Here is a 23,343-nt window from a genome sequence, read left to right as displayed (position 1 = left end):
TGCATACCGAAGCATCTTCTGTCTTCAGGGTATGTCATGGATGCGATTACCACGAATATCGCCGGCACAGGAGTGCCTGCTACCGGCGTCCCGTTATCAGCCGTTCCGCTGACTATTCGATTCGCTGGAAGACTTTTTTACTTCCATCCGGTGAGAATGCGATAACATCGTAAGCCTCTTTTCGGGCTCCCATCTCCATTCCAGGACTTCCTGCTGGCATACCGGGGGTGGCGAGACCGTATATACCCGAACCAGACTGCATTGCCTTATGTATCGTTGTCGCAGGCACATGGCCTTCAATGATCAAATTACCGGCAACCGCGGTATGACAACTTCGTAGTCCTGCAGGAACAGCATGCTTTTCTTTCAGGGCTGACAGCGCCTGATCATTCATGACGTGAGTTCGTACTTCGAACCCGTCTTTTTCCATCGCTTTGCCCCACAGGGAACAACAGCCACAGTTTTCAGATTTGTACATATCAATCACTTTTTCACTCGCCATCGCGGGTAGTGAAAGGCCGAGAGCCAGCGCCATTAGAACCACTTTTTTCATACTCACCTCTGTATATTATCGATATAAACCCTGACGTCAGGGTGAATCAGTAAAGAAGGACACCCACAGGGGGTGCCCTTTCAGGTTCAGGACACGCTTTTTTTATGTCTGCGCAGCCAGATTAATTTGTAGGCGGCAGGAATAATGAACAGGGACAGCAGCGGAGCCGTGATCATCCCACCAATCATGGGTGCCGCAATACGGCTCATGACTTCTGAACCTGCGCCGGTTCCCCAGAGTATTGGCAGCAGACCCGCAATGATCACCGCCACGGTCATGGCTTTCGGCCGGACACGCAGTACGGCACCATGATAGAGGGCTTCATCAAGACCTTCCGGTGTGAACGTCTCTTTACGGGACAATTCCGGGTGCGCTTCAATGGCATGACGCAGATACATCAGCATGACCACGCCAAACTCTGCTGCCACCCCGGCCAGGGCGATAAACCCGGTTCCGGTCGCCACTGACATATGGAAGCCCTGCCAGTACAGGAACCATATTCCGCCAACCAGGGCGAACGGCAGGCTCATCAGGATCAGCAGGGCTTCGTCAACCCGGCGGAATGCCAGATACAACAGGATGAAAATGATCATCACCGTCATCGGCACCATCAGCTTCAGTTTCTTGTTGGCATGCTCAAGCAGTTCAAACTGTCCGGAGAATGCCACACTGGTTCCCGGTCTCAGTTTCACTTTCTCGCTGATGGCCGTCTTAATGTCGTTAACCACCGACACCATGTCCCTGCCGCGGGCATCAACATAAATCCAGCTGGCTGGCCGGGCATTTTCGGTTTTCAGCATGGTTGGTCCAGAAACGACGTTAATATCCGCGACATCGCCCAGCGTGATCTGCTGCTTCATCGGGGTCAGGATCGGCATCTGTTTCAGCGCCTGCGGACTGTTCCGGTAATCCTGCGGGTAGCGAATGTTAATAGGGTACCGGGCCACCCCTTCAACCGTCTCACCCACCATAGCACCTCCGATTGCTGAAGAGACGAACAGCTGGACATCACCTACCGTCATCCCGTAGCGGGAGGCTTTCTCCCGGTTGATATCGATATCGATGTAGCGCCCGCCCTCAAGTCGCTCAGCCAGGACAGACACCACGCCAGGCACGGTTTTGGCTACCGCCTCGATACTCTGCGCCGTCGCGTCGATATCGGACAGAACAGTCCCGGACACTTTGATACCTATCGGGCTTTTGATCCCGGTTGAGAGCATATCAATACGGTTACGGATAGGCGGCACCCAGAGGTTTGCCAGACCCGGTAAACGGACTGTCCTGTCGAGTTCATCAATAATCTTGTCAATTGTCATGCCGGGACGCCACTGATCCTCAGGTTTGAGCTGGATCGTGGTTTCCACCATTTCGAGCGGCGCGGAATCCGTTGCGGTCTCTGCTTTACCGGTCTTGCCAAATACAGAAGCCACTTCAGGAACGCTTTTGATTAACTTGTCTGTTGTCTGCAGGAGCGCTGCAGCTTCTGCCGGAGAGACGCCAGGCAAGGTCGACGGCATATACAGCAGATCGCCCTCGTTAATCTTCGGCAGAAATTCACCGCCCACCTGACTCAGTGGCCAGATAACCGTGAAAATGGACAAGGCCGCAACCAGCAGGGTTGTTTTTGGCCAGTGGAGGACCCGCAGCAGCAAAGGATGATACGCTTTGATCAGCACCCGGTTCAGGGGGTTACTTGTCTCGGCAGGAATTTTCCCCCGGATCCAGAATCCCATCAGAATAGGAATGACGATGATGGCCAGTGCGGCCGCTCCCGCCATGGAGTACGTTTTCGTGAATGCCAGCGGGCCAAACAGACGACCTTCCTGCCCTTCCAGGGTAAAGATAGGAATAAAGGACAGGGTGATGATCAGCAGGCTAATGAACAACGCGGGTCCCACTTCCACGGAGGCGTCGGTAATCACCTTCCAGCGGGTGGCGTTGTCAATCTGCTCACCCGGATGCTGATGATCCCACTCCTCAAGCCGTTTGTGCGCATTTTCAATCATCACAATGGCGGCATCCACCATCGCACCGACGGCAATCGCTATCCCTCCCAGCGACATGATATTGGCGTTCAGTCCCTGGAAGTGCATGACGATAAAGGCGATACACAGGCCAAGCGGCAGAGAGATAATCGCCACCAGGGCAGAACGTACGTGCCACAGGAACAGAGCACAGACGATGGCCACCACGATAAACTCTTCCAGAAGTTTGGAACTGAGGTTATCAATCGCCCGGTCGATTAACTGGCTGCGATCGTAGGTGGTCACGATTTCAACGCCTTCCGGCAGGCTGGCCTTCAGCGTCTCCAGTTTATCCCTCACTGCCGTGATAACGTCGCGCGCATTTTTACCCGACCGCAGGATCACCACGCCGCCAGCGACTTCTCCCTGGCCGTTCAGCTCGGCAATACCACGCCTCATTTCGGGCCCGGTCTGCACGCGGGCAACATCCCGCAGATAAACCGGCACGCCGTTCTCACCTGTTTTCAGGACGATGTTATTAAAATCATCAATGCTCTGAAGATAACCGCTGGCACGGACCATATACTCCGCTTCGGCCATTTCAACGGATGAGCCACCGGCCTCCTGGTTAGACGATTCAAGTGCCTGTTTCACTTCGGGCAGGCTGATACCGTACTGGGACAGTTTTACCGGATTGACCTGAATCTGGTACTGTTTCACCACGCCGCCAACCGAAGCGACCTCAGCCACGTTCGGGATGGTTTTCAGCTCAAATTTCAGGAACCAGTCCTGCAGAGAGCGCAGTTCTGAAAGGTCGTGTTTTCCGTTGCGATCGACAAGGGCATATTCAAATATCCAGCCCACTCCCGTGGCGTCCGGGCCGATTTCAGAGCTCACACCCGCAGGCAGTTTGCCCTGAACCTGATTCAGGTATTCCAGCACGCGCGAACGGGCCCAGTACAGATCGGTGCCGTCTTCAAAAATGACATACACATACGAATCACCGAACTGTGAAAAGCCACGCACGGTTTTTGCGCCAGGTACGGACAGCATGGTGGTGGTAAGCGGATAGGTGACCTGGTTTTCTACAATCTGCGGGGCCTGTCCGGGATAGCTGGTTTTAATAATGACCTGCACATCTGACAGGTCAGGCAGCGCATCGACCGGCGTGTTAATTATCGTCCATGTGCCCCAGATGCTGAGAAACAGTGCGCCCATCATGACCAGGAAACGGTTGGCGACAGAGCGCCGGATAATCCATTCAATCATCGTCGTCTCCTCAGTGCCCTGAATGCATATTTACAGGCTGCTCAGACATTGCTGGAATACTGTTTTCTGTTTTTTCAGGGTGGCGCATACGTTCCAGCGCGCCCGTAATATTGGCTTCGGAGTCAATGAGGAACAGGCCACTGACCACCACGGTATCGCCTTCATTCAGGCCGGAGCCAATGCCGGACTGTTGCTGTGATTCATGCAGAACGTGGATCTGTTTCGGCACAAACTTGCCTTCATCATCAACAGTAATCACGCGCTGTTCTTTGCCGGTATCGATAACGGCCTGGCTTGGTATCAGCAGCATCTCCTGGCTCTTGGTATTCAGTTTCAGATAGGCATTCATGCCCGGCTTGAGAAACTCATCCTTATTAGAAACCTGGAGACGGACCTGAAGCGTACGGGTTGTCTGATCCACGCTGGGAAGAATGTTCCATTTTTCGACATGGAATGTTTTATCCGGATAAGCCGGTACCGAAATTTCAAACTGCGACGTATCTTTCAGCAGATAGGCGATAGATTCTGGCACTGCAGCGCTGATCCAGACCGGGTCCATCCCCTGAATCTGAGCCACTACTTTATCTTTCGAAATATTCATTCCGGTGCGCAGGTCAAACGCAGTAATGACACCATCAATAGGTGCTTTAATGGTAAAACGGGTCTGGATTGTGCGGGTTGAACGCAGCCTTTGAATATCCTCTTCCGGCATACCAGCCAGACGAAGTCGCTCCAGAACCCCTTTTATCTGGGTTGACGTACCGCCTGTACCGGATAACAGCAGGAACTCACTTTGTGCCTCAACCCATTCAGGAATGGTGATATCGATAAGCGGAGTGCCTTTCTTCACATGATCGCCAATCGTCAGGGGATACACTTTTTCGACGAAACCGTCAGAACGCGCCTGCACAATGACAAACTGATACTCGTTGTAACTGACATTAGCCGGGATTGTCTGGGAATAATTCAGCATTCCTCGCGTAACTTTTTGCGTTTTTAATCCCAGATTCTGAACCTGGGTTGGATCGATACGGATCCCGCCACTGCTTTTATCGCCACTTTCATCAGCATATTTCGGCACCAGGTCCATATCCATAAAGGGAGATTTTCCGGGTTTATCAAATTTGGTATCCGGTTTCATCGGGTCATACCAGAAAAGTACCTTTCGCTCCGGTGCCTTTTGTTCGGTTTGTACTGTTTTTTGTGATGAGTTTACATACTGCCAGGCAGTAACCGATATCAGCCCCCCTGCTATGAGGCTGCTGATAATTATTGCAGCATATTTTATCTTTAAAGAAGCCATACAATTTCTCGCTGAAAAATCAAAACACCTGGCATATGCGCCCGATCATTCATTCACAGTAATCCCTTAATGAATGTTCAGGCGCACTGGATGTATTCGCTCCGGACTGATAATCAGGATTGCGTAACGTTAATGCTTTTGAGTAAGGAGATATTGCCCTGCTGAATAAACGAGAAATCGACATGGTTGCCGGTTTTCAGGGCATTGATAGCGTCGTCTGCATTAACAAAAGTGAAGCGCATGGTCATTGCAGGCCAGCCCACAGCAGGGATTGCTTCGTGCGAAATGGTAATCTTTTTACTATTCATATCAATGTCTTTAACGACACCGGTGCCCTTGATAACCTGCTGTACCGAAGCATCACTGGCAGCATTCATATCGCCATGCTGATGTGTTTCAGCATGAAGACCGGCAGAAAACATGACAGAGAAGGCACCAAATAAAACGGCTTTAAGTGAATTACGCATTTTTAATTTCCTGATTAATTAAATAAATTTACTCTACCCAACCGCCACCCAGCGCGGTAAACAGATTAATTTCGTTAACCTGTCGGGAATAGGTAAGATCGAGAATGGTTTGCTGCGTAGCGAAGAGGGAACGTTCTGCATCCAGCACTTCGATGTAACTGACAGCACCACTTGCATATAATCCTCTGGCACGCTGGAGAGTTATCTGAAGTGAATCAAGATAACGCTGCTGTGACTCAAGTTGCTGGCTAAGGCTGTCGCGCAGCGCAAGCGTGTCGGAAACATCCTTAAAGGCTGACTGAATTTTTTGTTCGTAATTAACCACCGATTGTTGCTGGCGAATTTCAGCCAGCTTCAGATTGGCTTTATTCCTGCCAGCATTAAAAATAGGAATTTCAATTTTAGGGATAAAATTCCACATTCCACTTCCTGACGTAAACAGGCTTGACAGCTCCGTACTGCTTGCGGAAAGACCACTGGTCAGGGTAATGGAGGGGAAAAAGGCCGCTCGCGCTGCGCCAATATTGGCATCAGCCGCTTTCAGCTGATATTCCGCTTCCATAATATCCGGTCGCTGCAGCAAAATTTGTGACGACAGATTTGGTGGCAATTTTACTGGTGCGATCTCCCCGCCTTTCATCCCTTTTTCTGACGGAAGTGCGCGGTACGTTCCCAGCACCAGTTGCAGGGCATTGTTTGCCTGAGCCAGATCGCCTTCTCGTTTGGCTATTTCGGCGCGGGTACTTTCGATTTGTCCTCTCGCCTGTTCAAGTGCCAGAACGTTCGTACTCCCGGTCACGAGCTGTTGCTCAACGAAAGCATAGGACTGTTCATAATTTTTCAGCGTTTCCCGCGCAATACGGAGTTGTTCGTACGCCAGTTGCTGGCTGAAATAGCTCTGTGAAACGTTGGAGACCAGCAGGATGTGTACGGCACGACGGGCTTCTTCGCTGGCAAAGTAGTTCTGGCGATCAGCCTCACTCATGTTCTTAAGTTTGCCAAAAAAATCGAGCTCATAGCTGAGCTCCAGACCCGCGTCGTACTCCTGTGTGGTCGGCTTGTCACCTTTCAGACCACCGTTGTATGTGATCCCGGATGAGGCATTCAGTTGGGGATAACGATCTGCATCCGTGACGTTGAACTGGGCCCGGGCCTCTTCAACCTTCAGGGCAGCCATTCTCAAATCACGGTTATTATTCAGGGCTTCACCGATCAGCCTGCTGACCTGGGGATCGACAAAAAAGTTTCGCCAGCCCGTATCCTGATAGCTGTTTACCGCAGGCGTCAGACTGTTTTTAGACAATGAAAACTGCTGGGGAACCGGAGCTGGCGGACGCTGATATTCAGGTGCCAGAGAAACACAACCAGCCAGGATGAATATGGTACTGATGCTGAGTAATTTTAATTTGAACATAACGCTTCTCGTACAGGCAGACCTGGTAAATGGTTCAAACGAAGTCCAGAGTATTGATAGGGATACTTTACCGAACGCTCTCTGTTTGCCGGGTGACAGGATAATGACAATGTTGTCATTTTTGCTGTAATCCGTTGATAACGATCGTGGGCGCAATAAAATGACATTAGCAGCCAGCCGGGGAGCATGATGAAAATATTAATCGTTGAAGACGAAATTAAAACAGGTGAATATCTCAGCAAGGGGCTGACAGAGGCGGGGTTCGTCGTGGATCACGCTGATAATGGTCTGACCGGATATCATCTTGCCATGACAGCCGAGTATGATTTAGTCATCCTGGATATCATGCTGCCTGATGTAAACGGCTGGGATATCATCCGTATGCTGCGCAGTGCCGGAAAGGGGATGCCGGTATTACTGCTGACGGCCCTTGGCACGATTGAACACAGGGTCAAAGGACTTGAGCTGGGTGCGGACGATTATCTGGTGAAGCCCTTTGCGTTTGCTGAACTGCTCGCCCGGGTAAGAACCCTCCTCAGGCGGGGAAACACGATGATCACGGAAAGCCAGCTTAAAGTGGCTGACCTCTCGGTTGATCTCGTATCCAGAAAAGTCAGCCGCGCCGGGAACCGCATTGTGCTCACCAGTAAAGAGTTCAGCTTGCTGGAATTCTTCATTCGCCATCAGGGAGAAGTTCTTCCCCGCTCCCTGATTGCCTCTCAGGTCTGGGACATGAATTTTGACAGCGACACTAACGCGATTGATGTCGCAGTAAAGCGACTCCGCGCTAAAATAGACAACGATTACGGGACAAAACTGATCCAGACAGTGCGGGGCGTGGGCTACATGCTGGAGATCCCGGATGCATAGCAAACCGTCCAGACGACCTTTCTCACTCGCTCTGCGGCTGACCTTTTTTATCAGCCTGTCCACAATACTGGCGTTTATCGCCTTCACCTGGTTTATGCTGCATTCTGTTGAAAAGCATTTTGCCGAGCAGGATGTCAGCGATCTGCAACAAATCAGCACCACACTGAGCCGTATACTCCAGTCCCCGGCAGATCCGGATGAAAAAAAAGTAAGCAAAATAAAGGAATCAATTGCCAGCTACCGCAACGTTGCCCTTTTGCTCCTCAATCCCAGGGGTGAAGTGCTCTTGAGCTCAGCTCAGGGGGCGGCACTACGCCCGGCAGTGAATTCAGCAGATTTTAGCGAGCACAGCCGCGCACGGGATGTCTTTCTCTGGACGGTGGAGGATCCTGCGGGACCGATGGATACCGGGTCCGGAATGAAGATGGAAACATACCGGATTATCGCCTCCTCTGGCCAGGCGATATTTCAGGGCAAACAGCAGAACTATGTCATGCTGACTGGCCTCTCCATTAATTTCCATCTCCATTACCTTGATGCGCTGAAAAAAAATCTGATTGCAATCGCTGTTGTGATAAGCCTGCTGATTGTTCTGATCATTCGCATCGCTGTCCGTCAGGGGCATCTGCCCCTTCGTAATGTCAGCAATGCCATTAAAAGCATCACCTCCGAGAATCTTGATGCGCGGCTGGAACCGACACGGGTTCCCATTGAGCTGGAGCAACTGGTTATCTCGTTCAATCATATGATTGGAAAGATTGAGGATGTCTTTACCCGCCAGGCCAATTTCTCTGCCGATATCGCGCACGAGATCAGAACGCCCATCACCAATCTGGTGACACAGACTGAAATCGCGCTGAGTCAGGATCGAACCCAGAAGGAACTTGAGGATGTCCTCTACTCCAGCCTGGAAGAGTATAACCGGATGACCAAAATGGTCAGCGACATGCTGTTCCTGGCGCAGGCAGACAATAATCAGCTGATACCTGACAGGGTCATGTTTGACCTCAGAGCGGAAGTCATGAAAGTCTTCGAGTTTTTCGAAGCCTGGGCCGAAGAACGCAATATCACGCTCAAATTTGACGGGATGCCCTGCCTGGTTGAGGGAGATCCACAAATGTTCAGAAGGGCGATCAATAATCTGTTATCCAATGCCCTGCGTTATACCCCGGAGGGACAGGCAATCACCGTCTCAATAAGAGAGCAGGAGAGCTTTTTTGACCTTGTGATTGAAAATCCGGGGAAACCGATCCCTGAAGAACATTTATCAAGGCTGTTTGACCGTTTTTATCGGGTGGATCCATCCAGACAACGAAAAGGAGAAGGCAGCGGCATCGGCCTTGCGATTGTGAAGTCAATCGTGGAAGCACATCACGGAAGAGTGCAGGTGGAATCAGACGTACGCTCCACGCGTTTTATCTTATCCGTGCCCAGACTGGAGAAAATGATCCCGGAAACCCAATGCTGAAAATAAAGATGTAAATGACAAAGATGTCATTAGCCTGTCATGCAGCAAACAGAAGCCATTCGATATAATTAGTGCAACTTATCAGGAAGGCTGGATTGCTTCATCAATACCCGGCGTCAGAGTACGCCAGGAAATGAATATCCAGCCCTCTTCCGGAGAAATAAACGCTGCCGAACTTGTTTCAGTTATGGAACTGAAAACACCGGTTGTACTTCCCCGGACATCACTAATTCAGAAATGGAGAGTTATCATGAAAAATATCGTATTAGCATCTTTGCTGGGCTTTGGTTTAATTTCATCGGCCTGGGCCACTGAAACCGTGAATATCCATGATCGCGTCAACAATGCACAGGCTCCTGCTCACCAGATGCAGTCTGCTGCGGCTCCTGTCGGGATCCAGGGGACTGCTCCTCGTATGACCGGTATGGACCAGCATGAACAGGCCATTATTGCTCATGAAACCATGACGAACGGCTCGGCGGATGCGCACCAGAAAATGGTGGAAAGTCATCAGAAGATGATGGGAAATAACACGGTATCCACGACCGTCCCGTCAACGTCTTACGCGGCGATGAATGAGCATGAAAGAGCAGCGGTTGCCCATGAATTCATGAATAACGGGCAATCCGGCCCACATCAGGCCATGGCCGAAGCGCACCGCCGCATGATCAATGCAGGCTGAATGCGACGGTAGTATCCGTGCTGTTACCTTTTCCCTGATAGATTTTCCTGAAACAACGTTGCTACATTTTTGCCCCCCGTCAGGGGGCTTTTTTGTCTGACTCAGCTACACTTAACCGGTACCTGTCTGAAAGGAATTATTATATGAAAATCAAAAACACCCTTTTTGTAATATTAATGTTATCCCTGCCAGCCATTTCTGCTGAACATTCGGAAATGAAAATGTCAGATATGCACTCATCGGCATCATCACAGGAATATATGGCTGGCATGAAAAATATGCATGAAAAAATGATGGCCGCCGTTAATGAATCCAATCCCGATAAGGCCTTTGCAAAAGGTATGATCGCACACCATGAAGGGGCAATCGCAATGGCTGAGACCGAGCTCAAATACGGAAAAGATCCCGAAATGAGAAAGCTTGCGCAGGACATCATTAAAGCTCAAAAAGGTGAAATTGAGCAGATGAATAAATGGCTTGACAGTCATAAATAATGAACACTGGAGTGTTGTCTTGCGCACCCTATTAGGGTACCCCCGGACACGAAAATATATAGCACTTAACTAATTAATAACCATAATAATTTCGGGTTTTTAATGTAACTTTCTTTTCTGAACGGAAATAATAGTCATACAATTTAATTTTCTTGTAATTACTCCTACTTTTAATCAGGTACTGGACGATGGATAACGACTCCCGCCTGAGAGGGAAAATCCGTCTGGTTACCTGGCGCTATACTTAACCGATTGATCGACATGCCATGCTGGTAAAATATTAAAATCCTCCCCCATAAATCTGAACCACATGACAGGATTGATAGTCAGGCAGTATTTCACATTCATTGCTAAAAAAAATAAAAATAAGCATGCATCTTCTCGAAGATTAATTACCTTCCATCTTGTAAAAAAGAATCAAATCCTCTAATAATATCTCGATTCCCGCTTTTTTTAATACATCTTTCCGCTCGGCATATATTTTCCTCAACATATCTTCAAACCCCTTGCCAAGATGAATTTGTTTATGGCAGTTGCAACATAGTGATATGATATTCTCTTCCACATCCAGTGAATTCTCAAAATAGTCTTGCTTTGACATCGGGACAATGTGATGAGGTTCTGTGTAATTTAGAGGAGAGTTTCGCCTTCTGAACGTTGGATGGTCGCAATTAATTTCACATTTATAATCAGCTTTGTTAAGCGCATTTTTTGAAACAGATTTACTTCTTGGGTATGAGAGTCCATTTTTGACTTCTATTGCAGCTTTCTTAGGTTTCGCTTTTTCGCTATACTCAAATGTCTGAGTAACGTCAAAGTGATTACTTTCTTCTAGAGCAGTGATCAAATCATTATCTGAGTAAAAATCAATGCTTGAGCTTTCGTTCGTACTAAAAAAATCTAGTTCTTTTATTGCCTGAACAAGTTCTTCACGGATAGTCCATAAATTTCGCTTTGGGTTTCCTTTAATTTCTCTACTTTTCATGACTGTAATGAATTTTGTCCCGGAAGCAATCTTTCCGACTCCTTTAACCTCGAATCGGCCAAGCTGCTTCTGAACTCTTCCACCCAACCCATTGATTACACCATTAGCACTCATACTGTGCAGGTCGTACTTCTTGCCGATATCGAAACATGTACAGGAATGGTCTGGCTCAATGAACCATTTTTTTAACGCTGCAATACTTTTGTCATCAAAAACTTTTTTATCCCTTAATAAAATCTTCCATTCTTCAACGCTAATATCTATATCACAGACGTATTCACCATCAATTACTTCACATATTTTTTCAATCATGTCCATAACTCTCTTGTAACACAGGCTTTGTAATAATGTAAAATCCGTTACACGGCGTTGTATGTAATGTCATTGTCTCTTGGACTCCTACAGTCCAAAACAACTTTGTGTTTTGTTGTCCAAAAACTTTTTGTTGCCGTGAGTTCTCACTGAGATAAATCTCGCCTTGAGCGTATCACATCAGCAGACTTCCTCTCAACCTTATGGACTGAACCCGGTCATTCTTCACGACAAAGAAAGTACGGCATTTTACATGACGAAGAGACGGTCTCAGCTTCACATGGCCGGATAACGTTTTTAATGTACTTCATTATTACGGCACGGGTGTTCAACGAGTATTTTTAAATATTAATCATTTTGTTTAACGGGTGGATACCTACAAATTTTAACATTTACTAATCAAGATAGCAGTTGTACGTACTTTCCCGGCAAAAATCCTGAGGTTTACAGATTCCCTCACCGTAACAGACCCGGTCATTCCCCTGGTCCTCCGGAGAGTCTAGTACGAGTGATAAACGTGAATTCCTGTACCTGAAGTTCAGCCGCTGGCAGATAAGTCGTGAACTATAATTACACTCAGTCAGATCCAAACACCTTTTCATCTGCATATATAGTTTGTACATACCAGGAGATTACATGCAGGCACCCGGTATACCGGAGAATGAAGAACAGAGGCTGAAGTCCCTGTATATTACCGGCCTTCTTGATACCCGTGACGATGAGCGTTTTGAACGCCTGACGCGGCTGGCCCGCAAAGCCTTTCAGGTCCCGGTGGCCCTGATAAGCCTGCTGGATCGCGAGCGCCAGTGGCTCCTCGCCTGCCAGGGCGTCGGCGTGCGCGAAACCCCGCGTAACATCTCGTTCTGCGGGCATGCCATTCTGCAGGAGGGGCCCTTCATTGTTCACGACGCAGCTGCTGATGAGCGGTTCCGTGACAATCCCCTGGTCACCGGTGAGCCCCACATCCGGTTCTACGCCGGCCAGCCGGTGAACCTGCCCGACGGCACGGTGGCCGGCACGCTGTGCCTGATCCACACCGTTCCCCGCGCCTTCACGGATGATGACATTGCGTCCCTCCGGGATCTGGCCTGTATCGTGGAAGACGAATTCGAGGCCATCAGCATGGCCATGACGGACAGCCTGACGGGCATTCCCAACCGGCGCGGGTTTTACCGCGCCGGCGAAAAACTCTTCCGCGCGATGAACCGGCAGGATGCGTCGTTCAGCCTCATCTATTTCGATCTGGACAGGTTCAAACCGGTGAACGATCTCTGGGGACACGCAGAGGGAGACGAGGTGCTGAAGGTTTTTGCCGGCTTTTTACATCAGCACCTCGAACCGGGCGAAATAGCAGGCCGCCTCGGCGGGGATGAGTTTGCCGCCCTGATCCGGCGAAACGGGAACACGAGTTCTTTTCTGCAAGCGCTGAGTGCCAGTTTGGATCATTACAATGACACCTCGGGTAAGCCCTACAACATCAATTATTCCTTTGGCGAACTGATCAATAACGCAGACCAGTACGCGACGCTGGCGGAAATGATCGGCAAATGTGACGAAGTGATGTACCTGAAGAAAAAACGAAAGACCCTCTCCCGGAAAGCAGAACCGTGACGCTTTCCTTCCCGGCTGATCCCCTGCCCCGGGGTTCAGCCGGACGGCAGGAACAATATATTTAACCTCATGGCGCATAAAGTCATTTATATTTGCTCATGGAGCAATAATCCTCTCATCGCAACAATTACTCGTTTTTTGTGTCCATGCTGCAATAATTCCTCTCTTCCTCTCCCGAGATCTGAAAAATAGGCAAAGTCGGAAATATCACGCTCGGCTGCCTGGAGGGAACTTGAATGCGGGACGGCCGTTAACAGCATGAGCAGTGACTTTCATTAGGTTTGGTTATTCAAAGCTGGATGCACATCGCAGTTAGCTCCCGGACAGAATGGGAGCCCTGATTTTCCCTTTTTCAAATGTGGAAATGATTTACGTCAAACCGGAACGGGGCTTATAATCAGCTGTCGTCACCTCGGGTGTTCCCCTCTGCGCTTTTTACCGCCTGTAAATGGTTACAGGGACTTCCGGCAGTAGCCGGACTGTAAAAGGAAACCCGCCATGAAACCGAAAATTGTACCCGTTGTACGGTATACACGTTTTCGTTTCGGGCGCGTAGAGCATGTGCGTAATCACATGCGCTCGCTCCCGACGCGTTAAGTGAACGGTACCCGCAGGTGACGATACTCTTTGTTTACGCCTCTGTTTCCGGCCGTTCTTCGGATTCACCCATCATGGCAAGATAGTGTTCATGGTCATCAGTGTGAATAAACACTTTCCTGAACATGTTCAGATAGCGTTCCTTATCGATGACGCCGGTTGAGAAAAGATTTCTACCGTCCGAATGCGAGTGGCGGTTGATGGCCCGGTAAAATGAATCATATTCTCCGGCATCGCTGTGTTCCGTTGCCAGAGACTCCAGGGCTTCTTTAAGCTTTTCATTCTTGCAGGAAAAGCTGAAATAATACTCCAGAATATTCCTCATCGTATTGAACAGCACCACGGGCTGGGTTTTCGCATCCCTGACGTCTTTCAGTGTCTGCCATAACGCCTGATATTCATTGAGCATTTCGTGCATGGAAAGCGTTTCGCAGGAACTGTAATCCGACTTGATGATGCGAAACAGCGACCAGTTTGCTGGCGCTTTCCTGCCATCCTGCAGGCGGCCGCTGTTCAGCAGCATCTCCTGGAAGAAAAACATATTATGCGTCAGTATCACCACATGTCTCGCTGCAGCGGCCTTAATTATCTTCCGCTTAATGAGTGCTGCAACTTCATAGATATAGTTATGTGACAGGCTGGAAATCGGGTCATCAATCACAATGAGTTTATTTTCCGGATGGATGGTTTCCGGGGTAAGACTGCCCGAACACGATTCGATGAAATAGAGAAAAGCAACCATTGTTTTCTCACCCTCACTGAGGGATTTGAAGACTTCCGCCTTTTCTGGCTCGCTTCCCCGGCGAAGACGGTACAGTTTCATCTCTGCATCATGGCAGATGATTTCAAAGCCGGTGATCCCCAGCAGCCTGAGATTCGCATTGATACTGTTAATGGTTGGCTGGATGTCGGAGAGCTGTCCGGTCAGCCTGTTCGTCTCATCATCCAGTGTTTTCTTACTGGCAGCCAGGGCGCCGACTTCACGCAATCTGGTGTCGATTTCGTTCTGCAGTTCGCCAAGCTGCCGGTCACGCCCGGCAAAGAACTCCTCACAAATTCCCCTGAGGTGCGCCATAACTTCCGTATACAGGTTCTGTTTTTCCTGACTGAAGTTTTCAGCAAGACGGTTGTTTTCCCGTACCCGGATATTTAAAACGTCCACTTCCTTCCGGAGCTGCACCAGGGGATCCTGAACGTTCTCGGGTTGTACCTGCCGGGAAGGCTCTTTAATTTTAGTAAGGAGCTGCTGTAACAGGATCCGGAAGCCTTTATTGACCGTTTTCACCAGGCTTAAAATCTGACTGTCCTCATCAACGAAAGCATGGGTCGTAACACGGCGTTCTAATTCGGCCAGGGCATCACAGTCCTGAGCAAGTCGTTCTGCGGCCTGGCTCAGCGCCCCGAGAGACGTCTGGTATGACTCATCAAACATCTGAATGAGTTCGCGCGAAAAGGCCGTGACATCCAGGGACTGCTGGCAGAATGGGCAGATATCGTCGTGTATATACTGCTGTCCCTGGCGCACCCAGTCAGCATTACCGATCTTCTGAATGAGAGCAGAGAATTGCGTACTGCTTGCAGGCATCACGGGTTCCTGCATCAGTGTCAGGGTGTCTTCCGTTAAAACAGTTGTCGGGGGAATATGAATTTCGGCGACAAGCGTTCCTTCGCTCTGACTTAACATCCGCCATTTATCCGCCAGCGCCTCAGCCGTGGTGCTAACCTCCGACAGCGGTGTTGCCACCATACGTTCGTAAAACGATCGTTTAATTTTAGCGCCATCCAGGAAATCGCTGAGGATTTTCCTGTCATTGACTGTCCGGTTGAAAATATCTTTGGCACAGCTGTCAGTGACCGTTTCCTTCATACCTTCCTTCTCGGCGATCTCCTCATTCAGCTTATCTGTCCGGGCACTCAGTTTTGCGCTTTCTTTATTATTACTGTTTATTTTGTCCTGGCTTTCCTGATTGGCCTCGCTGAGGGTGAAGATCCCGGGCTGATAGTCAGAACGGGTGAACTTACTGTCAATGTATTCCTGATTAAAGACCTGAAAGTGGCTGACGTGCGGGCTCTCAAAGGTGCAGTGCCGGTATTTATCCGCCTGCCGGTCATAGAAATAGCCTGATACCGTGGATTTTCCTGAGCCGTTCTGGCCATAGATGAGTGTCACCTTACTGCTGAGATCAAAGCAGATATCCCTGTCAGGCGCGTAGCTTCTGACGCCCCGGATCCTGAGTTGAGCCATTTTTTTCTCCTTGTTGTCCCTGAGTTTGCCCAGTCTTTCCATCGTAGCCCACTTTGCATTCGGGTTATGTCATCCCGATCAGATTTATCTTAACCACTCCTGCGCGCTAAACCTGACATGACAGGACGGGATAGATCGCGGAATTTGTTTTGGTGTATTAATGCAGAACTGGCAACAAAAATAATGTTTTTGTGCGCTTTGGTTATTAATACCTTAATAACAATAATCTCATTACATTATTGCTTAATATGCAGCAGTATCTTTCCTTCGTCTTGAAGATCCGAAAACCCTGAGTTCCGGATCTTCTTCCCAGCCTCCGGGGCGCAGCGGCGCAGAAACACAAGATGTGCCACGCGGTCAGCTGCGTTTTCTTCTATATATAGTGTTTATCCCCTTCCCCGTGACCCGTCGCGCAGGGGCAGATATTGCCGCTTTGCTTATTTCGTGTGCGTGGTACACTTCCGGAAACTGTTAAATACGCAAAAAATCGGATCACGCCGAAACGGCCATCCGGTAATTTAACGACATGGCTATATGGCTGCTTATTATCATCATGCAAATGATAACAACAGGGTAAAATAATCCGGGTGACAGACGCAGGGTTGTGCGCAGACAGATCTGCCGCCCATCATAATTACTCTGAGTGACTATTTGCCAGCAAACCAGAAAGGAGATCAGGATGGGACGTTCAATACCGGTGAAGATTGGTCAGAAGGAATTCAAATCAAAAAAAGCCGCCGTCAGTCATTTTATGGATCAGTGCGGGGTCGTGAAGGAATCTGGCCCGATCCGCGAAGGGGATTTATTTGAAGATCTCAGAGAGCTCTATACCCGCTATTGTGAGCTTACAAAATGGGAGCTAGGTAACCGGGAGATTTACGCCTTCTGCGTAGATTATGACCCCCGTCATACCAACCAGAACTATGGCTCATATCTGTGCTACTGGGTCCAGTTTTCACCAAAGGATAGACTGTCCTTTTCGGTCAGAGAAGCGGTGGATGAGATCGCCAAAGCTGCTGCAACTGAACAACGGTAACTAAGGGCGGGATTTCACAGCAGATCATCGGAAAAGAAAAAGCTATGAAAAAGAAAAAAACGTCAGAACCGGGGTTACTGGCAAGCGACAGCGACTGGCACAACAACGCATGTTTGAATTACATGCGTGATCACGGCACAGCTTACACGGAAGGTTACAGGCGGGCTGCTGACATTCTGATTAAACACATTGATGAATCCGGGCGGGACCAGGATTTTCTGGTTTATCCGGTGTTGTTTCTCTACAGGCATCACATCGAACTCCTTATCAAACAGATTATCGGATTGGCTCTGGCACTGGCAGAAGAGCCAGATAAATACCAGTACAAAAAAGATAACCATAACCTGAATACCTTATGGCCGCTGGCACAAAAGCTGATCCTGGAGGTTGATGGTAGCTACCGAACTTCCGATTTAAAAATCGTCAAAGAGGTGGTTAAAGCTCTTCATCAGGCTGACGAACGAGCGACAGATTTCCGATATGCCAGGAGAAATGACGGCACCCGGAGCCTTGAAGGAATTCATTACGTCAACACCCGCCGCTTTGGGGAAAAAATGGGAGAGGCTTCCGATTTACTTGACGGGGTCGACAACGGCCTCCGGTACTTGCTGGACTGTAAGGCCGAATGGAATCAAATTCTGGACAGCTTCTGACAGCCAGAAACGGCGCGAAAAACCATCAGACTTACCTGAACAACTAATGATACTGAGATACCGATCATGACTGGCCTCATACCTTCAGCTACTTCTCAGGGCTCAATGGCCGCCCTGCCAGTGACCATCGACTATCCCGCGGCACTGGCCTTACGGCAGATGGCGCTCGTTCAGGACGAACTACCTAAATACCTGCTGGCGCCGGAAGTGAGCGCCCTGCTCCACTATGTGCCCGATCTGCACCGTAAGATGCTGCTGGCCACCCTCTGGAATACGGGCGCCCGCATTAACGAGGCACTGGCGCTTACTCGAGGGGATTTTTCGCTGGCGCCGCCCTACCCGTTCGTGCAATTGGCCACACTCAAGCAGCGGGCGGAAAAAGCGGCCCGAACTGCCGGCCGTTCGCCTGCAGGCAGTCAGACGCATCGCCTGGTTCCGCTTTCTGATGCGAGCTATGTCAGCCAGCTGGAGATGATGGTGGCCACTCTGAAAATACCTCTTGAACGTCGTAACAAGCGAAGCGGCAGAACCGAGAAGGCACGTATCTGGGAGATTACCGATCGGACGGTCCGCACCTGGCTCAGCGAAGCGGTTGAAACGGCTGCGGCCGATGGGGTGACGTTCTCCGTGCCGGTGACCCCGCACACATTCCGCCATTCCTACGCGATGCACATGCTGTACGCAGGCATACCGCTGAAGGTGCTGCAGAGTTTAATGGGACATAAGAGCATCAGCTCGACGGAGGTGTATACGAAGGTGTTTGCGCTGGATGTGGCAGCACGGCACCGGGTGCAGTTCCAGATGCCGGGCGATGAGGCGGTGGCGTTGCTTAAAAAAACAGGTGGCTAAGATAGCAAGGTAACAAGATGGTAAGTTACTATCTTACTATCTTACTATCTTGCCATCTTGCTATCTTGCTATCTTGCTATCTTATTATCTGATTAACTTAGTAACCATGCCACCTTTAACTACCAACTTCACAAATTAACAAGTTAATAAGTTAATAAGTTAATATTACTTTAATCTCGATTTTTCAATCAGTTGAGAGATTTCTTCTCGTGATAAATTTTCTAATGCCATCACTGCAGCTCTAACTACATCGGATCTATTTACTCTCCTGTTCCCTGATAATATCTCTTCCTTAATGACATTATCGATTGAGTTAAGATTCTCTTCAGCAAGAGAGATACTGACTGGTTTTGCTTTACTAGTCGCAGATTTGTTACTTGGTTCATCTGGATTTTTTGCAGTGAGGCCAGCTGTGCCTCCGTTTATAAACGAAGCTTCGTCTCTTGGCGGTGTATGTGCTCTATTCCTCATAGAATGATCTCCTTAACCAGAGCTTCAATTTCTTCTTGGGCTTTGATGTTCTGTGTTTCAAAAATAGTCATTGATTCGGCCCAGGCATCCCTGTGAGCTTTTCTGTCACACACGCGAGCATTAGACAGATTCATTTCCGGAAAGTCTTTGAGAACATCCGCTGCCTGATTAGCTTCATTAACGAACATGTTAGTTGGTGTCATATTCAACACTAAATACCCACGTACAGACTCGTTGAAATCTTTAGCTGCAGTAAAAACAGAGCATGTATGTGGTACGACATCCAAATCCATTTGGGACGGTCGTAAAGGAGAAATAAACACATCTGCAGCCATTAATCCGCTTCGCATCTCTGCACTGTCACGGCCAGCACAATCGGCGATTACAAAGTCATAAGATTTTTCATGCTCTTTTAGCATGGCTTTGATGTTGCCGGACGCTCCAGTCACAGGCATATGAGGCAAGTTCTCTGGTCGATTGTTATACCAGGTCAGTACTGATTTTTGATCGTCGGCATCTACAATGAGAACTCGCTTTCCTAGCGCCATAAGATATGCAGCGATAGAAACTGCGAGCGTACTTTTACCTACTCCACCTTTTTGACTACCAAGAACAATGATCATATTCCGCACACCTTGTTTGTTATCTTATTAAGATAATAGGATATTAAAAAATAATTTTCAATATATCCGCCGCTTGCATCTTGCTATCATGTTAACTTGTTATGTTAATAAGGTAATGTAATTCAAGAAGATATTATTAAGTTTAAACGCTTTGCTATCTTAATAAGATGTTATGATATCAAGATATTATCTTGATATCATAATCACACTTTTGAGTGAAGGAGTAAATCAATGGACCTTGTGTGGAAAAAAAATCCAAGGGGAAGGCTTGAAAGGAAACTGAATCTGGCAGAGAGAGAGGCATTGCTGCATGTTTTCAGCAACAGTCGAAAACCCGCTCAGGCTGATTTACGTATAGCAAATTCTGTGCTTGAAGAAATGGACCGCCGTAAGCTGTGGTTAAAATGTGATTGCGTCGAACATGACCCGAACATTGAAGGTCCTTTTAACTGCGAGGTTAACGTTGCCAGGTTACGCCACGTCAAGACGACAAGACAGCATGATGAACAGTGCCCTTTGTTCAGGCTAAAGAAAAGTAAGGATGCTGATAACACTATCACTGAAGGAAAAACCAGCCCATTAAATCCGGTTGGCGGGAATGATTGGTTACCTGACAAGAAGAAAGACAACAAAATCAACGCTGTGGAAGGGCCGGTAGTGCCCCGTAAGCGTCGACGCAAAACTCTTAAACCCATTCCGGCTCTGGGCCGAAAATTGCTGACTCTCATTCAGGCAGCTGGCCTGAACCAACTTGAACTAGTACCTGAATATAAAAGTCCGGGGTTAGTCGGTTCGGTCAATAGAATAAAAGAAGTTCTGGATGAACATACAATGGGCAATGGAAGACAGCTTAATATGCTGTTCAGTTGCGCGCCCTGGCTGTCCCTCGAACGGATTAACGACATGCTGACTCAGCTGGAAATTTCACTGCAGACTGATAGCAGTGATAAGGAGGCATGCGTGTATATCATTGGTATTGCGACCGATGCCAATCGGGAAGAAGTAACCTTTAGCGTTCGTAGTAATACTTTTATCCATAGGCCTGAAGCCCGAGTCAGTATCAATGGAGAAAGCACCTACAACACTGGCAGTCGGGCCCCATATCTGCTTTGACGGTGAGATCAGGAATCCTGATTTCCGTCTCGATGCCAGCAATACCAGCAGCCACTTTTTCTTCGTTCGGAATGACGGTCCCACGGGTAAGTTTCAACAAAGAGGCTGACGGACGAACCTCCCCCGTTTGCCAGACAACCCCATCTTTGGGATGTCGTCGAACAGCATCGAGTGCATCCTCCAGTGATCTGGCCACGTGTGTTTCGCCGCTGCTGCTTCGTTGCAGGATGGCCCCCTGCACACCTTCCGTAGCAACCATCCGGGTTTCGCCCTGCGTTAGTCGCCCATTGCTCGATGCAATTAGAGAAACTAGCGCCAGCCCTGCATTCTTCCCGTTCTGATCAAACAATCGAATAGCAGCAGCTGGTTCAGGATGCCGGCGAGTCGCCGGGATAATTTTCACGTTGAGCGTATCGGCGGGGAGTCCCTGATGCTTAATCCATGTCCGTCCGATTGCTGTACGTCCTGCCGGTTGTCCCATAGCCCAGATAACCTTTGCTTGCTGCCGCTGAGTTTCAGGTTTAAGGGCATCATGTGCCGTTTTAATTTCACGATCAGGAGACTTCACGGCATCAAGCCATTTCCCCACACCGTCGCTATAGATTTGAACATGTTCCTTTGCTCGGGATGCCGTAATGTAAAATGCACGTAATGTCGCCAGACCTCGCCGTCCTTCCTGAGTACCTTCCAGTGATATAACGTAATCACGGCTGGTACCCTGAGCCCCATAACCTGTAGAGGGGTTGGCCAGCCTTTATGTCGATAAATTTCCCCTTATGCTCAACGGTCAGTCCCGAATCAGATACAGCTGAAACCGTCAGACGGTCCTTTGCTTTAAACCCTGCAGATTTGTCGGTCGCAACAGCAATCAGTTTTTCCCCGGCACTGATATTGATTTCCTCCCGGTTAAATAGCCTCCAGTCAGAAGTCAGTTCATTCAGCTTCTGCCGGACCAGTACACCATCCTGATCGATGAGTGAAAGTACTCGGGTGTCTTCGTGTACCCGGTCAATCACAAAGTGACGGGTTTCTTTTTTGTCGCTTCGGTCCTCGAGTACCTGACCAGGTTTAAATGACCCCGTCATCCTCCGGGTTTTACTGTCGAGCCAGACTGGAACCCGGGCCTCTACCGTGACACCGTCACGTTCAAGTTGTCCGGAATTCTGCAATGCGTCGCGGATCAAGCTGGTCAGATGTTTTTGCTCGCGCTGTCCGACCACCACTGCCGTTACGGTTTCCTGACCGCCACTGAGTTCGGCATATCGACTGGCAAGAGCGTCATAACGCGTCCGCTTATCTGCAATACTATTTACCGTGGTTTCAAGCCCTGTTGTCTGGACGTTGTATCGGGTACGGTTAACGCCGGCAGACTCAAGAACCGACATCGCATTACCATTCGCCTGACGACCGGCGCTATCCAGGAAGATAAGCTGGGCATCCTTTTCACGCGCTTCACCGAGGAGAACCAGAGTTTCTTTTAACCCCAGACGTTCGGCACCTTCGATGATTAGTGTGCTTTGGGGTTCCCTATCTGCCGAATTAAGTGTCTCGGCTCGTTCGGCTGCAGTGTCCATATACCCGGCAATGTCGAAGCCCTTTTCTGCCATCTGGCGTGTCCAGCGTTCCATCAGACGCATGCGCGATGGATCGACTTTAGCTTGCCGGGTATCTTTTGCGGCCACATCCCGGCTTCGCAGCGTTGCTTCCGCGCCGACAGCCCCCTCAATTTCCTTACCTCGGGAAGAAAATTCCTCCCGGACCTCTTCTGGGACGCCCTTAATTTCCCACATTCCATGTGGGCCGACCTCTTCAACCTCATGGCCCAGAGCTTCCACGCGCTCCCGGAGGGCGTTACGGTAAATTTTCCCTAACGTAACCTGCATCTTCATGACGGTTTCAATGAAGCCTGCGTTATGGATGTAATCTGTGGCCAACGCCTTCCACTTCCCTTGGGATTCCGTCATATTGGCCACAATGAGATGGGTGTGCAGCTGAGGATCAAGATTGCGGGATGTATCATGCGTGAAGGCTGCAGCAACCATTTTGCCGGTGGGAACGATGGACGTGATGCCATCATGGGTATCCCGTGCGGATACGAGTTTTTCTACGTAACCAGCCGCGATCTGAACAGCCTGGTTATGGGCTTCAAGCATCCCCTTATCATTACCAATCAGGGCCAAAACGGAAACGCTTTTTGGGGCTGAGAACGTCAGATCATGCCCGGCACGGTGGACATGATTTCCGTCAATTTCGCGGCCAAGTCGTTCGCCATTATTCAGATAGCCCTTCAGGACGGCGGTAAAATTATCACCCCTAACATCGCCTTCAAGTCCAAGGGCTTTCGCTCCTTCACCAATCCAGAGG

18 protein-coding genes and 2 pseudogenes are annotated in these 23,343 nt (G+C 49.2%); 9 read left to right on the top strand and 11 right to left on the bottom strand.

Features of this window, described 5'->3' with window-relative positions; all coding sequences use genetic code 11:
* Nucleotides 1-112: 112 nt before the first annotated feature.
* The 5 genes from GKAS_RS11275 to silC all read right to left on the bottom strand — a co-directional run bounded on the left by GKAS_RS11275 (nt 113) and on the right by silC (nt 6,970).
* Entirely contained in the window at nt 113-553 is a 441-nt protein-coding gene (locus tag GKAS_RS11275; RefSeq protein WP_008322815.1) for a DUF411 domain-containing protein, read from the bottom strand.
* Nucleotides 554-639: 86 nt separating this feature from the next.
* Nucleotides 640-3,786: a Cu(+)/Ag(+) efflux RND transporter permease subunit SilA gene (gene silA / locus GKAS_RS11270; RefSeq protein ID WP_000574021.1), complete on the bottom strand. Its 3,147-nt coding sequence runs from the start codon at nt 3,784-3,786 to the stop codon at nt 640-642.
* Between the two features lie 10 nt (nt 3,787-3,796).
* Nucleotides 3,797-5,089 carry a Cu(+)/Ag(+) efflux RND transporter periplasmic adaptor subunit SilB gene (gene silB, locus GKAS_RS11265; protein WP_035894355.1) on the bottom strand — a complete coding sequence of 431 codons (1,293 nt, stop codon included), beginning with the start codon at nt 5,087-5,089 and terminating at the stop codon, nt 3,797-3,799.
* A gap of 113 nt (nt 5,090-5,202) precedes the next feature.
* Nucleotides 5,203-5,556: a cation efflux system protein CusF gene (cusF, locus tag GKAS_RS11260; protein ID WP_001246153.1), complete on the bottom strand. Its 354-nt coding sequence runs from the start codon at nt 5,554-5,556 to the stop codon at nt 5,203-5,205.
* Nucleotides 5,557-5,584: 28 nt separating this feature from the next.
* Nucleotides 5,585-6,970, bottom strand: a complete 1,386-nt coding sequence (silC, locus tag GKAS_RS11255; protein WP_000475512.1) for a Cu(+)/Ag(+) efflux RND transporter outer membrane channel SilC — start codon at nt 6,968-6,970, stop codon at nt 5,585-5,587.
* A 189-nt stretch (nt 6,971-7,159) separates the two neighbouring features.
* Here silC and silR point away from each other — a divergent pair, with 189 nt between their 5' ends.
* From silR to copM, 4 genes are all read left to right on the top strand, one after another.
* Nucleotides 7,160-7,840 (top strand): copper/silver response regulator transcription factor SilR, encoded by a 681-nt coding sequence (silR, locus tag GKAS_RS11250; RefSeq protein ID WP_001572351.1) that lies wholly within the window; start codon nt 7,160-7,162, stop codon nt 7,838-7,840.
* Nucleotides 7,833-9,308 carry a copper/silver sensor histidine kinase SilS gene (gene silS, locus GKAS_RS11245; RefSeq protein WP_032638115.1) on the top strand — a complete coding sequence of 492 codons (1,476 nt, stop codon included), beginning with the start codon at nt 7,833-7,835 and terminating at the stop codon, nt 9,306-9,308. The genes silR and silS overlap by 8 nt, the downstream gene beginning before the upstream one ends.
* 250 nt (nt 9,309-9,558) lie before the next feature.
* The gene (gene silE / locus GKAS_RS11240) at nt 9,559-9,990 is read left to right on the top strand and encodes a silver-binding protein SilE (RefSeq protein WP_000790483.1); all 432 of its coding nucleotides are present in this window, start codon (nt 9,559-9,561) and stop codon (nt 9,988-9,990) included.
* A 143-nt stretch (nt 9,991-10,133) separates the two neighbouring features.
* Complete coding sequence (gene copM / locus GKAS_RS11235; protein ID WP_000694953.1) at nt 10,134-10,484, top strand: CopM family metallochaperone; 351 nt, start codon at nt 10,134-10,136, stop codon at nt 10,482-10,484.
* A gap of 388 nt (nt 10,485-10,872) precedes the next feature.
* Here the strand turns inward: copM and GKAS_RS11230 are convergent, their stop codons facing one another.
* Nucleotides 10,873-11,781: an HNH endonuclease gene (locus GKAS_RS11230; protein WP_001372261.1), complete on the bottom strand. Its 909-nt coding sequence runs from the start codon at nt 11,779-11,781 to the stop codon at nt 10,873-10,875.
* A gap of 636 nt (nt 11,782-12,417) precedes the next feature.
* On the opposite strand from GKAS_RS11230, the gene GKAS_RS11225 reads away from it, so the two are divergent.
* On the top strand, nt 12,418-13,392 hold the full coding sequence (locus tag GKAS_RS11225; RefSeq protein ID WP_023327686.1) for a GGDEF domain-containing protein: 975 nt from the start codon (nt 12,418-12,420) through the stop codon (nt 13,390-13,392).
* Nucleotides 13,393-14,023: 631 nt separating this feature from the next.
* Here the strand turns inward: GKAS_RS11225 and GKAS_RS11220 are convergent.
* Nucleotides 14,024-16,276, bottom strand: coding sequence for an AAA family ATPase (locus GKAS_RS11220; RefSeq protein ID WP_223195144.1), 2,253 nt, complete (start codon nt 16,274-16,276; stop codon nt 14,024-14,026).
* Between the two features lie 637 nt (nt 16,277-16,913).
* Between GKAS_RS11220 and GKAS_RS11215 the strand changes: the two genes are divergently transcribed.
* From GKAS_RS11215 to GKAS_RS11205, 3 genes are all read left to right on the top strand, one after another.
* Nucleotides 16,914-17,270, top strand: coding sequence for a hypothetical protein (locus GKAS_RS11215; protein ID WP_035894354.1), 357 nt, complete (start codon nt 16,914-16,916; stop codon nt 17,268-17,270).
* Nucleotides 17,271-17,314: 44 nt separating this feature from the next.
* Complete coding sequence (locus GKAS_RS11210; protein ID WP_035894352.1) at nt 17,315-17,923, top strand: hypothetical protein; 609 nt, start codon at nt 17,315-17,317, stop codon at nt 17,921-17,923.
* Nucleotides 17,924-17,989: 66 nt separating this feature from the next.
* The gene (locus GKAS_RS11205; protein ID WP_035894351.1) at nt 17,990-18,772 is read left to right on the top strand and encodes a site-specific integrase; all 783 of its coding nucleotides are present in this window, start codon (nt 17,990-17,992) and stop codon (nt 18,770-18,772) included.
* 165 nt (nt 18,773-18,937) lie between these two features.
* On the opposite strand, the gene GKAS_RS11200 is transcribed toward GKAS_RS11205, so the two are convergent.
* Entirely contained in the window at nt 18,938-19,243 is a 306-nt protein-coding gene (locus tag GKAS_RS11200) for a ribbon-helix-helix domain-containing protein (RefSeq protein ID WP_035894350.1), read from the bottom strand.
* A complete protein-coding gene (locus tag GKAS_RS11195; protein WP_008502208.1) occupies nt 19,240-19,866 on the bottom strand; it encodes a ParA family plasmid-partitioning AAA ATPase in 627 nt (208 codons plus the stop codon). The genes GKAS_RS11200 and GKAS_RS11195 overlap by 4 nt, the downstream gene beginning before the upstream one ends.
* Before the next feature lie 231 nt (nt 19,867-20,097).
* On the opposite strand from GKAS_RS11195, the pseudogene GKAS_RS11190 reads away from it, so the two are divergent.
* Nucleotides 20,098-20,970: pseudogene (locus GKAS_RS11190) on the top strand (hypothetical protein); the annotation flags it as partial.
* Here the strand turns inward: GKAS_RS11190 and GKAS_RS25555 are convergent.
* Nucleotides 20,927-21,547, bottom strand: coding sequence for a conjugative transfer relaxase/helicase TraI domain-containing protein (locus GKAS_RS25555; protein WP_413774325.1), 621 nt, complete (start codon nt 21,545-21,547; stop codon nt 20,927-20,929). The pseudogene GKAS_RS11190 and the gene GKAS_RS25555 overlap by 44 nt on opposite strands.
* 166 nt (nt 21,548-21,713) lie before the next feature.
* Nucleotides 21,714-23,343 (bottom strand): annotated as a pseudogene (mobF, locus tag GKAS_RS11185) (MobF family relaxase); the annotation flags it as partial.

The sequence above is a fragment of the Kluyvera ascorbata ATCC 33433 genome (assembly GCF_000735365.1).
Lineage (GTDB): Bacteria > Pseudomonadota > Gammaproteobacteria > Enterobacterales > Enterobacteriaceae > Kluyvera > Kluyvera ascorbata.
This window is presented reverse-complemented; position numbering and strand designations above follow the sequence as displayed.